This is a genomic window from Kordia zhangzhouensis, from assembly GCF_001005305.1.
GTDB lineage: Bacteria > Bacteroidota > Bacteroidia > Flavobacteriales > Flavobacteriaceae > Kordia > Kordia zhangzhouensis.
In genome coordinates, this window is sequence record NZ_LBMH01000003.1 from 326,702 (window position 1) to 341,405 (window position 14,704).

Below are 14,704 nucleotides of genomic sequence, written 5' to 3' on the forward strand. Positions count from 1 at the left end.
CCGCTTTTAAAGTATTTAATTGAATAAATTATTGTTTATATATTTTTCCATCTTTCATTACAAAAGAAACTTTTTCCATAGTAGATATGTGTTGAGTAGGGTCATGATCTACAGCTATAATATCTGCCAAAAAACCTACTTTTAATTGTCCCAACTGGTCTTCCATTCCTAAAATTTTAGCATTCGTAATCGTCGCTGATTGAATCGTTTCAATTGCAGGCATTCCCGCTTCTACCATATATCCAAACTCTTTTCCATTTTCCCCATGTTTAAAAACACCCGCATCAGTACCAAATGCAATTCCAACACCTTTTTTGTAAGCTCTTGCAAATGTTCCTTGTATTTTTGGCCCAACTGCTAATGCTTTTGGTACAATTATATCTGGATAGTATCCTTCTATTTTTGCTTTAGTTTCTACTTCTTTTCCTGCTGTAATGGTAGGCACAAGATACGCATCGTGTTTTTTCATGAGTTCCATTGTTTCGTCACTCATATAAGTTCCATGTTCTATCGTTTTTACACCACCAATAATTGCACGCTGCATTCCTTCATCTCCATGCGCATGTGCTGCTACATGCATTCCATAATCTTTGGCTGTTTCACAAATCACTTTTATTTCTTCAATAGTAAACTGTGGATTACTTCCACTTTTGGCAACGCTTAAAACTCCTCCAGTTGCCGTAATTTTAATTACATCTGCACCGTTTTTGTAACGTTGTCGAACAGCTTTTTTTGCATCGTTTACATTGTTTACAACTCCTTCTTTTGGACCTGGGTCACCGATAATTTCCTTACGATTTCCATTTGTAGGATCGGCATGCCCACCAGTAGTAGCTAACGCTTTCCCTGCAGTAAAAATTCTTGGTCCTTCTACTTTTCCTTGATTGATTGCATTTCGAAGCGAAATATTTACTCCTGAACCTCCAAGATCTCTAACAGTAGTAAAGCCTGCATGTAAAGTAACTTTTGCAAAACCTACCGAACGAAAAGCCACATCTGCATCGTTTAATGTATATTTTTCTAAATATGCTTTTGGGTTCGTTTCACTTTCTATATGAACATGCATATCTATTAAGCCAGGCATGACAGTTTTGGACTTTAAATCAACCGTTTTATCATTTTCTGTTTCTGGTTGAATATATCCGTTTTGGATACTTTTAATGGTATTCCCAGAAACTATAATCGTTTTCTCTGTGAGAATTTTTCCGCTTTTCGTATCAATGATCTTTCCACAATGTAAATAGGTATCTTGTGCCATTGCCATAGTAGCACACAAGATACTCACGCATAAGATGAGTAGTTTTTTCATTTGGTTGGTTTTTAGTTGGTTTTTCTAATCTTTTGTTCCCAATTCCAAGCAGAAAGCATCGCTTCATCAAGAGAAGAGATTGCTCTCCATCCAAGAATTGTATTTGCTTTTGTAGTATTTGCATACGCTGCAACTACATCGCCTTCTCTCCTACTGGTTATAGAGTAGTTGAGTTTTTGTTTACTAACTCGTTCAAAACTTTCAATAACTTCCAGTACTGAACTTCCTTTTCCTGTTCCAATGTTAAATACTTCGAACGACTCTGTATTGGTTTTAGAAAGCAACCTTTTTAGTGCAATTACATGAGCTTTGGCAAGGTCTACAACATGTATATAATCACGGATACACGTTCCGTCTTTTGTAGGATAATCATTTCCAAAAACAGCTAACTCTTTTCGTAATCCTATAGCTGTTTGTGTAATAAATGGCACTAAATTCTGCGGCACTCCTATAGGTAATTCTCCTATTTCAGCTGTTGGATGTGCTCCTATTGGATTAAAATAGCGTAACGATATTACTTGTAACCCATTTACCGCTTTTGTAGTATCTAACAAAATTTCTTCTCCAATTTGTTTGGTATTTCCATACGGAGAATATGCCTGTTGAATGGGAGCATTTTCAGGAATTGGCATTTGTTCAGCTTGACCATATACAGTACACGATGAACTAAAAATAAAAGGTATGTTCTCTTTTTTTTGTATTTGTTGTAAAATGGTAATTAGCGTAGTAACATTATTTTCATAATACAATAATGGGTTTACAACGCTTTCTCCTACCGCTTTACTAGCTGCAAAATGGATAATTCCATCAATATTGTCATATTTTGTAAAGAATGAAATAGTTGCTTGTTTGTCTCTTAGGTCTAATTCTACAAATGTTGGTTCTTTCTGGGTAATGTTTACAATTCCTTTCAACACATCTTTAGATGAATTAGAAAGATTATCTATAATAATAACTTCGAAACCTGCCAATTGCAGCTCTACAACAGTATGAGAGCCTATATAACCTAATCCGCCAGTAACTACTATTCTTTTCAACCTTTTATAATTTGAAATCGTTATTTCATTTGTTTACAAAATCCAATACTGTTTTGGTAATAAAATCAATTTGTTCGTCATCCAGTTCGGTATGCATTGGCAGAGAAATTACCTCTTTTACTAATTGATTTGTTACTGGAAAATCAGCTTCGTTATAACGTGCATCTTTGTATGCTTTTTGTGAATGTAAAGGAATCGGATAATACACTCCACACGGAATTCCTTGATCGTTCAAATGTTTTACCAAAGCATCTCTATTTACGTTTTTTACACGTAAAGTATATTGATGAAACACATGGCAATCGCAATTTTCACAAATTGAATTTTCACATGTTTTTGAAATATAAGGCGTACTAATTTTAGTATTTCCTTCAAAAGCAGCATTATATTTTCGCGCTGCACTTTGGCGTGCTGCATTATAAGAATCTAAATGTGGTAATTTAGCACGTAAGATGGTTGCTTGTATAGAATCTAAGCGAGAGTTCACACCAACTACATCGTGATGATATCGTTCATACATACCATGATTTACAATTCCACGGATTATGTGTGCTAAATCATCATCATTGGTAAAAATAGCTCCTCCATCACCGTAGCAACCTAAATTTTTAGAAGGGAAGAAAGATGTTGAAGCTACATGTCCAATAGCTCCTGCTTTTTTCTTATTTCCGTTTGCAAATGTATAAGTAGCTCCAATTGCTTGAGCATTATCTTCAATTACAAATAAATCATGCTCTTGAGCTATTTCTAATATTGCATCCATATTTGCGCATTGCCCAAATAAATGCACTGGAACAATTGCTTTTGTTTTTGGAGTAATCGCTTTGCGGATGGCTTCAGGATCAATATTAAAAGAACCTTCCTCCACATCAACAAGGACAGGCGTTAATTGTAATAACGCTATTACCTCAACTGTAGCTGCAAAGGTAAAATCGGCTGTTATAACCTCATCTCCCGGTTGCAGTCCAAGTCCCATCATTGCAATTTGTAGTGCATCTGTTCCATTTGCACAAGGAATAACATGTTTTACTCCTAAGTAAGTTTCTAATTCTTTTTGAAAAGTATGTACTTCTGGTCCATTTATAAATGCTGAAGATTCGATAACATCTAGTACAGATTGATCAACTCGGTCTTTAATTTTTTCGTACTGACCTTTTAGGTCGACCATTTGGATTTTCTTCATTCGTATCTTTCTTTTATTCTAACAATATTACAAAATTGTAGAACGATACCCAATGAATTTGAGTGAAAGAATGTATTTTAGCAACAAACAGATAGCATTTGTATTTCATCTACAACATATTAGTTCATATTGTTGGATTTTTTATTCGAATAATTGCCCTTTTCAACACTAAACTCTCGTTATTTGTTAAGGGTAGAAAAGATGTTTTTAAAACGCTCAAAGAGCAGATTAGCTCAAGTGATTCAGTGATTTGGTTTCACACTGCTTCATTAGGCGAATACGAGCAAGGACTCCCTGTGTTGGAAGCATTGAAGCAACATTTTCCTAATCGCACCTTTGTATTGACCTTTTTTTCTCCTTCAGGTTATGAAGTCAAAAAAAATAGTGGTGTTGCAGATGTAATTACATATTTACCAATAGATACAAAGGCAAATGCTAAAAAGTTTGTGCAGATAGTACAACCAGAATTGGTTGTTTTTGTTAAATATGAGTTTTGGCCAAACTATTTAGCAGAGCTTAAAAAACAATCAGTGCAAACCATTTCTATTTCGGCTATTTTCAGAGCTTCTCAAGCATTTTTTAAGTCTTACGGATTTTGGATGCGAAAATCGTTATATGCGTTTGATCATATTTTCGTACAGGACGAAAACTCTAAAAAACTATTAGAAAATATACGTTATACAAATGTGACAATTAGTGGAGATACTCGTTTTGATAGAGTATTAGAAATATTGAAACGAGACAATTCTTTACCATTTATAGAAAAATTCAAAGAACAGTTACCTTGTGTAGTTATAGGAAGTAGCTGGCAGGAAGATGAAGCTGTTTTTATCCCGTTTATAAATAATACTTCTACACGTTGTAAGTTTATCATTGCTCCGCATAATATTAAAACGCAAGAAATACAAAAACTAACCAATAGTCTTTCCAAACAAACTGTATTATTCTCTGAAATGGAACAACATTCTGATTTGAATCAATTTGACGTTTTTATTATTGATACGATTGGAATTTTGACAAAAATATATAGCTATGCTGATGTAGCCTATGTTGGCGGCGGCATGGGAAATACAGGATTACATAACACATTAGAACCAGCTGTTTTTGGGATTCCGGTCATCATTGGTAAAAATTATAAAGGCTTCAAAGAGGCTGAAGATTTGGTTAAGCTTGGGGGAATTTGCACAATCAATTCTAAAGAAAGTTTTGAAAAAATAATGAAACGACTGCTTACTGATATAAAGTACCGAAATGCTTTAGGTTCAATCAATAAAAATTATATTCAAACACAAGGAAACGCAACCGAAACAATCATATCATATTTAAAAAAATAGACCCGTTTTCTTAAAAATTATTGTACTTCATTCCTAAAAAATAGCAATTCATCAAAATTTAAAAAAGATAGACTCCGATTCTTTGTGAATACAAAAAGAAGTAGTAACATTGTTATTACAATTAACAATAAATAAACATACAAATGAAAAAAGTAATTTTAAGAGCTGCTTTGGTTGCTGCTTTAACATTCGGAATGACTTCTTGTGAAGAAGTAAAAAAAGAAGGTGAAAAAGCTGCAGATAAAACTGAAGAGGCAGTGAAAGATGTAAAAGACGCAGCAAATGATGTTGCGAACGATGTAAAAGATGCGGCAAACGATGCTGTTGATGCTACTAAAGACGCAGTAAATGATGTAAAAGATGCAGCTAACGATGCTGTTGATGGTGCTAAAGATGCAGTAAATGATGCTATTGATGCTACTAAAGATGCGGCAAATGATGTAAAAGATGCGGCTAACAAAGCGGTTGAAGACACAAAAAAAGCAGCTAACGACCTAAAAGAAAAAACAACAGGACACTAATTGTCACTAGTTAAAAAAGTAAAAGCTTCTCTAAAAAGAGAAGCTTTTTTTATTGATATATTTTTCACAAGAAGTATTATTTCACAATCATTTTTTTACTAATCATAATCTCATTATCGGAAACTAGGCTATATATAAACATTCCTTTTCCAATTTCATTTGAGCTAATAACCACCTGTCCTTTTTGGCTAGTTAAGTTATAATCTCGTACAAACTTACCGGACATATCAAATACAGAGATTGTTGCTTTTGTATTTGCAGGCAATGTATAATTGATTGTGGTTTGATTTGTAAAAGGATTAGGTCTATTTTGTTCCATTGAAAAGCCAACTTCTGTTTCGTCTAGAGTTCCTAAGTTCTTTTTGCTTTCTGCCAATTCATTTTTGAGCTCTACAATTTCAGCTTCTAACAAAGTAACTTTTTCATTAAGACCTTTTAAGCTAGAGGTTAATACAGAAATCAGTCCTGTATAATTCACTGCTTTGTACTCATATGAACCTGTTTCTTTATTTTCTTTATCGTAAATAGGCTTGTTAATTGTAGTGACCAATTCAGGAAAAACCTGTTCTAAATCTTGAGCCAAGAATCCGTGTTGAAGTTGTGATGATAAGTTTAAATGTTCATTATCCTTGAATGTATAGGTAACTGCATTTAACTGTGACAGTTTTTCTAAAGCATTTTCTTCTGCTTTAATATTTTCTTTTAATTTTTTATCAGACACTGTAAACATTCCTGTTACAAACACATCTCCATTAAAATATCCCGCATATCTATTTGTAAGAGAAGCTGAACTACCATATATAGCTGCTCCAAAACCTGTAGGATTGCTTACTACGCTACTTATAAATCCTTGAACACCATATGTACTTCCATTGGAACTTCCTGTTACCGAAGAACGAACTCCTGTACTTTGAAAAGCATCTGCAACACGAACATTTACACCTGTGTCACTATACGCTCCACCAGTATGATTCACATCTACTCCCGTTTTAATGTATCCAGAAATAGTATTGATTGCTTTGATATCGGTAAAGTAACTTCCAGAAGTTGTGTTATTTCTAACAATTAATCCGGTTTTGGTACTTCCTGGCACTGTACTATAATCAATTCCCACCAACGGCTCATTAGAAGCTAGAGGTTTTCCAAAAAAAGTTCTTCCATCAAAAGTCATAGTCGCATTAAGGGTAGAACTTGTCGAAGTAAAACTTGTAGCGGCTCTAAACTCTAAGTTACTTTTGGTAGAATCTCCAATCCACTGAATTCGAGGATTGTCATCATTTACATCTTGATAACCTAAAGTAATTGCTCTCTCTGGTAACTGAAAACGTAAACCGTACACCGTTTGGCTTCCCGTATTAAGTCGCCCAAAAGAAAACCATCTACTGGTTGAAAAGTCAAAAGCTGATCCAGAATCTAACTGAGTAATCAACCCTTTACTAAATCTAAACATTTCTGTACCTCCAAACTGCTGTGGTATAGGAGTGGTAATTGAAGATTGAACAGGTCCTGCAGACTGATTTTGTGCAAAAATAAGACTGCTTGTAAATAACGCTAAAATAAAAGTAATTTTTTTCATAGTATTCTAATTTTGGTTAATCTACTCAAAACTAGATATTTACGCTCTCAATAAATTATGGAGAAACCGTAAAATTAACATATTATAAATCAGTTGATTATATTCTAAAAAGAATATACGCGAATAGAAAATTACAGGATATAATGTGTTAAAAAACTCACAAAAAATGATTCTGTAATTAAAAAAACTGAAACTATCACACTTATTTACAGCCACTTATCATTTTTGAAACAAAAAAACGAACCGAAGTCCGTTTTTTAATAATTATACAAGTCACAAATGGAATGTAAACTTTCCTATTGTTTTTGAGTATTACAATAGTTTCTGCATGTATCATTTGTCAACTCTGTACAATTTGCACATGACCAAAGCGGGCAGGTCATTGTATCTGGGCAATCATTAGTATCTCTTGATAAACCTGCTTTAAAACTTTCCAAATTAGAAATTGATTTCTTGTTTAAAGTCAATCCTTTAACATTTTGTTTTTTCATAATAAATTTATTTAGAATTATTTATTGACTCGAAACTATTACATCAAGATACTATGAAAAAATATTGCTAGTCGTGATTTATATATTCTAGGGCTTAGGGCAACTTTCTTAGTCGTAATTTATATATCAATAGGTAAGTATTGTTAAAAAGGAAACGTATTAAACCCTTATGGGAAATAATTTTCACAACATTTATAAAAATAAAAAAGCCGAAGTCTAAACAACTTCGGCTTTCGTTTGTTGTGCGGGTGAAAGGACTCGAACCTTCACACCGTGAGGCACTAGATCCTAAGTCTAGCGTGTCTACCAATTTCACCACACCCGCAAATGTGGCTGCAAATATAAAGAACATTTTTAATATTCAAAGGAAGTCGACAGTATTTTTTCCCTGTTTTTTTAGTATTTTTGAGTATCTAGAAAAATTCAATAGACTACATGAATACAATTAAATCATATGTAGAAACGCATAAAAACCGTTTCATAGATGAACTCATCGAACTTTTAAAAATTCCCTCAATCAGTGCTGATCCAGCTTACACACAAGATGTTATAGATACTTCTACTGCCATAAAGAATAGCCTAGAAAAAGCTGGTTGTGACCACGTAGAAATTTGTGAAACACCTGGTTATCCTATTGTGTATGGACATAAACATATCTCTGATCATCTTCCTACTGTCTTGGTATATGGGCATTATGACGTTCAACCACCTGATCCATTGGACCTTTGGGAAAGCGGTCCTTTTGAACCCATTATTAAAAAAACTGAAATCCATCCAGAAGGTGCTATTTTCGCCCGAGGAGCATGTGACGATAAAGGACAAATGTACATGCACGTAAAGGCATTGGAGTTAATGAATGCTACTGGACAACTACCTTGTAACGTTAAGTTCATGATTGAAGGAGAAGAAGAAGTAGGCTCTGAAAGCTTAGCCTGGTTTGTAGAACGTAATCAAGAAAAACTAGCGAACGATGTCATTTTAATTTCTGACACAGGGATGATTAGTAATACACAACCATCTATAACCACTGGTTTACGAGGATTGAGCTATGTTGAAGTGGAAGTTACAGGTCCTAATCGTGATTTACATTCAGGATTATATGGAGGTGCTGTAGCAAATCCAATTAATATTTTAACAAAAATGATTGCATCTTTACACGATGAAAACAATCGCATAACCATTCCGGGATTTTATGACAAAGTGGAAGAACTATCTACTGAAGAACGTGCCGAAATGGCGAAAGCCCCTTTTTCATTAGAAGAATATAAAAGAGCTCTTGATATTGATGCTGTTTATGGAGAAGCTGGTTACTCAACCAATGAACGAAACTCTATTCGCCCTACATTAGATGTAAATGGAATTTGGGGAGGATATACAGGTGAAGGTGCCAAAACTGTAATTGCTAGTAAGGCATACGCTAAAATTTCAATGCGTTTAGTCCCTAATCAAAATTGGAAAGAAATCACAGAATTATTTAAAAATCATTTTGAAAGTATTGCTCCTGCTGGTGTAAAAGTAAAAGTAAAACCGCATCATGGCGGACAAGGTTATGTAACTCCTATTGATAATATTGGTTACCAAGCCGCCAGCAAAGCATATGAAGATACCTTTGGCGTTACTCCTATTCCACAACGTTCAGGAGGAAGTATTCCTATCGTAGCATTGTTTGAAAAAGAACTCAAAAGTAAAACTATTTTAATGGGATTCGGATTGAATAGTGATGCTATTCATTCACCAAATGAGCATTTTGGAATTTTCAACTATCTCAAGGGTATTGAAACAATTCCACTATTCTACAAATATTTTACAGAACTTTCCAAATAATATTTTTTAGAATCCGCTACGGCGGATTTTTTTATGACATACATATAAAACCCTATATAGCGCGGTTCATTTTAAGTTATTTAAAAAAATCCTCTTTTAAGCTTGAAGAAATTTAAAATCATAAAAATCACTTCTACACTTGTAGAATACAAAATTTAATTCTACATTTGTAGAGTAATATTACATTTCGCATAGTGTAATCAGTAAACAAATTTTTGTTGTTGTCGACCAATAATGATGCGTTTATATGATTCATACGAAGCACAAATCATCTAACAAATGAAATTATCTAAAACAGAAGAACAGTTAATGCAACACTTATGGAAACTTGAAAAAGCTTTCATGAAAGATCTTTTGGAACAATATGAAGATCCTAAACCTGCAACAACTACGATTGCCACTTTGTTAAAACGCATGACTGATAAAGGCTATGTAGGATACAAAACACATGGAAAATCGAGAGAATACTATCCGCTCATCCGAAAAGCAGATTATTTTTCGAAACACTTGAACGGACTAATCAAGAACTTTTTTAACGATTCAGCTTCTCAATTTGCTTCCTTTTTTACAAAAGAAACAAACTTATCTGAGGCAGAATTAAAAGAACTTCGCTCAATAATCGACCAACAAATAGAAAGTAATAAAAAATGATTTCCTATATCATAAAGTCTGGATTGTGTTTAGCAATTGTTTGGATGATATATAAACTCTTGTTAGAACGAGAGCGTATGTATCAGTTTAATCGTTATTATTTATTATTCGGTTTGTGTTTCTCTTTAACGGTTCCTTTGATGACTATTACCTCATATGAAACTGTTTCTGTAGTAGAAAAAAATCCAATAGCCGTAACACCTATTGTACAATCAGTATCCACAACAGACACTCCAGAAATTACTGCCAGTTTTCACTGGACATTTTGGCTAGCTGTTATATATGGTATAGGCGGTATCTTATTAACGTCTCGATTTGTAACCAATTTGTTTCAAATTTTTCATAAAATAACCAAAAACATAAAGGTTTTATACAATGAAGCCTCATTGGTATTATTGAAAGAGCACGTATTGCCACATTCTTTCTTGCATTATATTTTTCTTGACGAAAAAGCGCATCAAGAGCAGCAAATTGCAGAAGAATTATACACACACGAATTGGCACATGTAAGACAAAAACATACGTTAGATATTATATGTATTGAACTGATTCAAATACTATTTTGGTTCAATCCTTTGGTGATTTTTTATAAAAAAGCCATGCAACTCAATCACGAATTTCTTGCAGATGAAGCGGTATTAAAGTCCAACCCACAACAAGTTTGGCACTACCAGCAACTCCTATTAGAAAAAGTGAATGGTAATCGTCATTTTCGATTGGCGAGTAATTTTAATTTTTCAGTAACAAAAAAGAGACTACAAATGATGACAAAACATACATCTCGTGAACGCGCCTGGTTTTTTGCCTCGCTAACACTTCCTGTTTTTATAAGTGCCTTCTTTTTATTTAGCACAAAGATAATTGCACAAAAAGACAATGATTTTCAAAAGATATCTAAAGAAAGTACAGTAACACAAGATTCAAAGGCAACTTTTTATGAACACACTACATTCATCGTTGAAGATGAAAATGGCACAAAACTGACCAAAACCTATGATGAACTTTCAAGCGAACAACAAACAACGTTATTGCCTCTTTCTAAGAAAACAATAGCAACTCCTCCTTCCAAAAAACTATTGAACGAGTGGAAAAATAGAGCGCAGTTTGCAATTTGGATTGATGGAAAATCTGTAAATAATACAATGATTGACCAACATACAATTGTACATTATACAAGTAGTTTTGTGCATAAAAATGCCCGAAGTAAAAAGTTTCCGCAATCCTATCAAGTTCAATTATACACACAAACAGGCTTTGATACGTTACAAAAAGAGCTTGCAAACCCTTTACACAAAGGAACCATTATTCATATCAATAAAAAAACTTCAAAAAAGAGTCCTGTCGTAATCAAAAAGAAGAGTCAAAAAAACAAAAGTGACATTGTGATTATGATTAATAAAAGTGGAAAGTATCTCGTGAATTATGAACATATAGGGGATTTCACTAAACTCGATTCGTATATTAAAATAGAATTGAAAAAAATTCTACATAAAAGAGCTCGTAGAGCTACTATTATATTTGAAAGCAATCAAAAATCTTTAGTTGACGACGTTCGCAAACTTTTGAACACACACAAAATTTATGAAATTTATACGATAGACGCTGCTAATGTTCCTCCGCCTCCACCACCTCCTCCAGCTCCTAAAAAAACAACAGCAGAAAGAGATTCAGTTTTTCCTTCCAATGAGAAAGCTGTAGAGATTATGCAAAAAATCACCAAAGGCGAATCATTAAAAACCATGATGATTAATGGTAAAAAATATACCTATGTGATAAAAAAAGGGAGAAAATTTATTTTTAATGAAGATAGCAGATTAGTTGATGATGAAGGTAACTTACTCCCACCTCCGCCTCCACCAGCTCCTAAACCAGAAAAACCTCAAATTAAAGAGATTAGAGTTCCAACTCCGAAGAAATCAGAAAACAACAAAAAGGATTTTCCAAAAGTAGAAAAAGAAGCCAATAATTCGGAAAACTGGAAAGAGGTAACCTATTTTTTAAATCCTAAACAACAAACAGGAAGTTTTGTTGCAGAAGGAGAAGCCTATTATTATGCAATTAATGCCAAAACTATAACTGTTTACAATAGATATGGGCAAAAATTGAATTCTAAAGATGAGAAGTTTCAAAAAGCACTATCGAAGCTTTTATAAGAGTTAAATCACATTATAATCATTACAGAAAGCGACTGATTTTGAGAAATTAAGTCGCTTTTTTATATAACATTTCTATCTATTTTACGTTCTTATACATATCATCAATCAAAAATCATTTTATGTTAAAACATTTTTTTCTCGTATGTTCGGGTGTCGACCTTACCCTTATTCGTGATTGTAGCGATGGAGAGCAGACAAAATATGTAGGAATTGGAGCAACTGTTTTTTTTACAGCTTTAATGGCTTTTATTGCCAGCGCATATGCTTTGTATACGGTTTTTGACAATCCTTATGCAGCTATTGGTTTTGGACTTATCTGGGGATTATTAATTTTTAACCTTGATCGTTTTATTGTTTCCACTCTCCGTAAAAAAAATGATAAATTTGCAGAGCTTTTACAAGCTACACCTCGAATTATTTTAGCAATAATCATTGCCATCGTTATTTCCAAACCTTTAGAATTAAAAATATTTGAGAAAGAAATTGATCAAGTATTGTTAGAACAAAAAAACGAATTGACTCTTGCAAATAAAGCGCAAATCGCAGAACAATTTACTCCAGAAATTAAACAATTGCATGAAGAAATCCGTTTGTTAAAAGATGAAATTGTCACTAAAGAAAAAGAGGTCAATGACTTGTATGAAACCTATATTGCAGAAGCCGAAGGCCGTAAAGGAACTGAAATTGTAGGGAAAGGACCTGTATATAAAGAGAAACGAGAAAAACACGATACCGCATTACAAGCTCTGCAAACACTACGTACTGAAAATAGCGAAAAAATTGCTCATAAAGAACTTGCTATTTCAGAATTAGCCGCACAACAAAAAAATCAAGAAATCAACACACAACCTATCATAGATGGCTTTGATGGATTGATGGCTCGGGTAAATGCACTTACCAAACTTCCTTGGCTTCCTTCATTTTTTATATTCCTGTTATTCTTGGCAATTGAAACTTCTCCTATTTTTGCAAAACTCTTTTCTCCTAAAGGAGAATATGATGCCAAGCTACAAGATGCTGAAGATGCTGTGAAAACATGGGTAGCACAAAAGGTTCATCAACGAAAAACACTTTTGCAAACAGATGTATCCCTTAACAATAAAGTATATAATGATATTGCTGAAGAAGAGGAAGCATATAATTATAAGCGTAAAAAAGCTAGAGAGTTAATGCAACTACAAGCAGATTCCTTTTATAATTTACAGAAAAAGCAATTATAGATTAGTTGCTATTTGTCTTTAAATGTCGAATCATTTGTTGTTGGGCTCTAACTTGAGCAAGTTGTAAACTACAAGCAAATTCTTCTTCAGCTATAGCGCGTCCTAGTACTTTTCCGTTTTTGTATACAATCCACCAGTATTTTTGTTCGTGGATAAATTCAGCCTTGAGGTGATAGCCATCTTCAGTTATGACTTCTTTAAATTTTTTATTTCCTTTCCATCTCATAGGTGAGTAGGTTATTTTCTTAGCGTGAAAAAAGATAAGAAAAATATGTAAGTCTTTACGATCTATATATCAAAATTGTTCTGAAAACCATCTATTTTGTTACGAATGTAGGGCTAATCATAGTAAGTTTAAACGCTGCATCAATTCTTTTCTGTTGGCTCTACTCACAGGAATTACGTCCTGTTTGATTAGGACGCTATTGTCTTCAATATCGACAATTTTTGTAGTATTGATAATATAAGAGCGATGTACTTTCAGAAATAAGTGACTTGGAAGTTTTTCTTCTATTTTTTTAAGTGTAGAGTGTACTACATAGTTTTTATCTTCCGCTTTGATTTTTATATAATCTCCTTTGGCTTCAATGACATAAATATCAGGCACATTAATTTTTACCAAACGGCGGTCAATATTTACATATAAGTCATTTCCAATTGCTGCAGTTTCTTCACCCTGACTGATAGCTTCTTCTGCATGAGTCCTAGTACCTGTGCTTGTATTTTTTATTCGGGCAACAGCTTTTGCAAAACGTTCTTGGGTAATTGGTTTTACCAAATAATCTACAACACATTCATACTCAAAAGCATCAAGGGCAAAATTTTTATCAGATGTTGTTAGGATAATCTGTGGCGGGTTTTTCAGTGTTTGAATAAAATCAAATCCAGAAAATGTAGGCATGTGAATATCCAAAAAAATCAAATCGACAGTATGATTATTTAGATATTTTATGGCATCAATTGCATTATCAAATTCTTCTACAATAACAATTTTCTCTACTTTTTTACATAGTTGTTTGGTGATTGCTCTTGCTGCTGCTTCATCGTCTACTATTATACTCTTCATAAGTAGGTAGGCTTATAAGGTCAATAAAAATTCTTCTATGTTTTGCAAAATTTTTAAGAACATTTCGTGTTTTGAGGGGGTTTCACTTTTTAGTTCTTCTTCATACAAAATTGCAAACTCATAACTCTTTTCGAGCCCCAAAATACTAATTTTATGTTTAATTTTATGTACATGAGCTGCTGAAATTTGATAGTTTTTTTCTTCAATGCTCTCTATGTAAGCTTCTTTTTCTGTAGGAAACTCTTTTTGTAAGATTGCAATTAAGTGAGCTTCAAATTCTGCATCGCCATCGGAAAGCTCTTTAATGTAGTGTAAATTTGGGATGTCTAGTTGCAT

Annotated in this window: 14 protein-coding genes and 1 tRNA gene; 6 read left to right on the forward strand and 9 right to left on the reverse strand. The window is 33.4% G+C overall.

Annotated features, from left to right (window positions below):
• Nucleotides 1-28: 28 nt before the first annotated feature.
• The 3 genes from AA088_RS04800 to AA088_RS04810 are packed head-to-tail and all read right to left on the reverse strand — an operon-like array spanning nucleotide 29 to nucleotide 3,529.
• On the reverse strand, nucleotides 29-1,309 hold the full coding sequence (locus AA088_RS04800) for a metal-dependent hydrolase family protein (RefSeq protein ID WP_046743812.1): 1,281 nt from the start codon (nucleotides 1,307-1,309) through the stop codon (nucleotides 29-31).
• A gap of 11 nt (nucleotides 1,310-1,320) precedes the next feature.
• Nucleotides 1,321-2,346: a UDP-glucose 4-epimerase GalE gene (galE, locus tag AA088_RS04805; protein WP_046743813.1), complete on the reverse strand. Its 1,026-nt coding sequence runs from the start codon at nucleotides 2,344-2,346 to the stop codon at nucleotides 1,321-1,323.
• Between the two features lie 25 nt (nucleotides 2,347-2,371).
• On the reverse strand, nucleotides 2,372-3,529 hold the full coding sequence (locus tag AA088_RS04810) for a DegT/DnrJ/EryC1/StrS family aminotransferase (protein ID WP_046743814.1): 1,158 nt from the start codon (nucleotides 3,527-3,529) through the stop codon (nucleotides 2,372-2,374).
• A 98-nt stretch (nucleotides 3,530-3,627) separates the two neighbouring features.
• Here AA088_RS04810 and AA088_RS04815 point away from each other — a divergent pair, with 98 nt between their 5' ends.
• Both AA088_RS04815 and AA088_RS04820 read left to right on the forward strand, forming a co-directional pair.
• On the forward strand, nucleotides 3,628-4,863 hold the full coding sequence (locus AA088_RS04815; protein WP_046743815.1) for a 3-deoxy-D-manno-octulosonic acid transferase: 1,236 nt from the start codon (nucleotides 3,628-3,630) through the stop codon (nucleotides 4,861-4,863).
• Nucleotides 4,864-5,006: 143 nt separating this feature from the next.
• Nucleotides 5,007-5,384 (forward strand): hypothetical protein, encoded by a 378-nt coding sequence (locus AA088_RS04820; protein WP_046743816.1) that lies wholly within the window; start codon nucleotides 5,007-5,009, stop codon nucleotides 5,382-5,384.
• A 76-nt stretch (nucleotides 5,385-5,460) separates the two neighbouring features.
• On the opposite strand, the gene AA088_RS04825 is transcribed toward AA088_RS04820, so the two are convergent.
• From AA088_RS04825 to AA088_RS04830, 3 genes are all read right to left on the reverse strand, one after another.
• On the reverse strand, nucleotides 5,461-6,960 hold the full coding sequence (locus tag AA088_RS04825) for a tail fiber domain-containing protein (protein WP_046743817.1): 1,500 nt from the start codon (nucleotides 6,958-6,960) through the stop codon (nucleotides 5,461-5,463).
• Between the two features lie 296 nt (nucleotides 6,961-7,256).
• Nucleotides 7,257-7,451, reverse strand: coding sequence for a hypothetical protein (locus AA088_RS18185; RefSeq protein WP_156168410.1), 195 nt, complete (start codon nucleotides 7,449-7,451; stop codon nucleotides 7,257-7,259).
• A gap of 243 nt (nucleotides 7,452-7,694) precedes the next feature.
• Nucleotides 7,695-7,776 (reverse strand) — tRNA-Leu (locus AA088_RS04830).
• A gap of 110 nt (nucleotides 7,777-7,886) precedes the next feature.
• Between AA088_RS04830 and AA088_RS04835 the strand changes: the two genes are divergently transcribed.
• From AA088_RS04835 to AA088_RS04850, 4 genes are all read left to right on the forward strand, one after another.
• On the forward strand, nucleotides 7,887-9,275 hold the full coding sequence (locus tag AA088_RS04835; RefSeq protein ID WP_046743818.1) for a dipeptidase: 1,389 nt from the start codon (nucleotides 7,887-7,889) through the stop codon (nucleotides 9,273-9,275).
• 279 nt (nucleotides 9,276-9,554) lie between these two features.
• The gene (locus AA088_RS04840; protein WP_046743819.1) at nucleotides 9,555-9,926 is read left to right on the forward strand and encodes a BlaI/MecI/CopY family transcriptional regulator; all 372 of its coding nucleotides are present in this window, start codon (nucleotides 9,555-9,557) and stop codon (nucleotides 9,924-9,926) included.
• Nucleotides 9,923-12,079, forward strand: a complete 2,157-nt coding sequence (locus AA088_RS17550) for a M56 family metallopeptidase (protein WP_082106566.1) — start codon at nucleotides 9,923-9,925, stop codon at nucleotides 12,077-12,079. The genes AA088_RS04840 and AA088_RS17550 overlap by 4 nt, the downstream gene beginning before the upstream one ends.
• 122 nt (nucleotides 12,080-12,201) lie before the next feature.
• Nucleotides 12,202-13,302: a DUF4407 domain-containing protein gene (locus AA088_RS04850; RefSeq protein ID WP_046743820.1), complete on the forward strand. Its 1,101-nt coding sequence runs from the start codon at nucleotides 12,202-12,204 to the stop codon at nucleotides 13,300-13,302.
• A 1-nt stretch (nucleotide 13,303) separates the two neighbouring features.
• Here the strand turns inward: AA088_RS04850 and AA088_RS04855 are convergent, their stop codons facing one another.
• The 3 genes from AA088_RS04855 to AA088_RS04865 all read right to left on the reverse strand — a co-directional run bounded on the left by AA088_RS04855 (nucleotide 13,304) and on the right by AA088_RS04865 (nucleotide 14,704).
• Nucleotides 13,304-13,528, reverse strand: coding sequence for a hypothetical protein (locus AA088_RS04855; RefSeq protein WP_046743821.1), 225 nt, complete (start codon nucleotides 13,526-13,528; stop codon nucleotides 13,304-13,306).
• A gap of 117 nt (nucleotides 13,529-13,645) precedes the next feature.
• Nucleotides 13,646-14,368: a LytR/AlgR family response regulator transcription factor gene (locus tag AA088_RS04860; RefSeq protein WP_046743822.1), complete on the reverse strand. Its 723-nt coding sequence runs from the start codon at nucleotides 14,366-14,368 to the stop codon at nucleotides 13,646-13,648.
• A gap of 12 nt (nucleotides 14,369-14,380) precedes the next feature.
• On the reverse strand, nucleotides 14,381-14,704 hold the full coding sequence (locus tag AA088_RS04865) for a hypothetical protein (protein ID WP_046743823.1): 324 nt from the start codon (nucleotides 14,702-14,704) through the stop codon (nucleotides 14,381-14,383).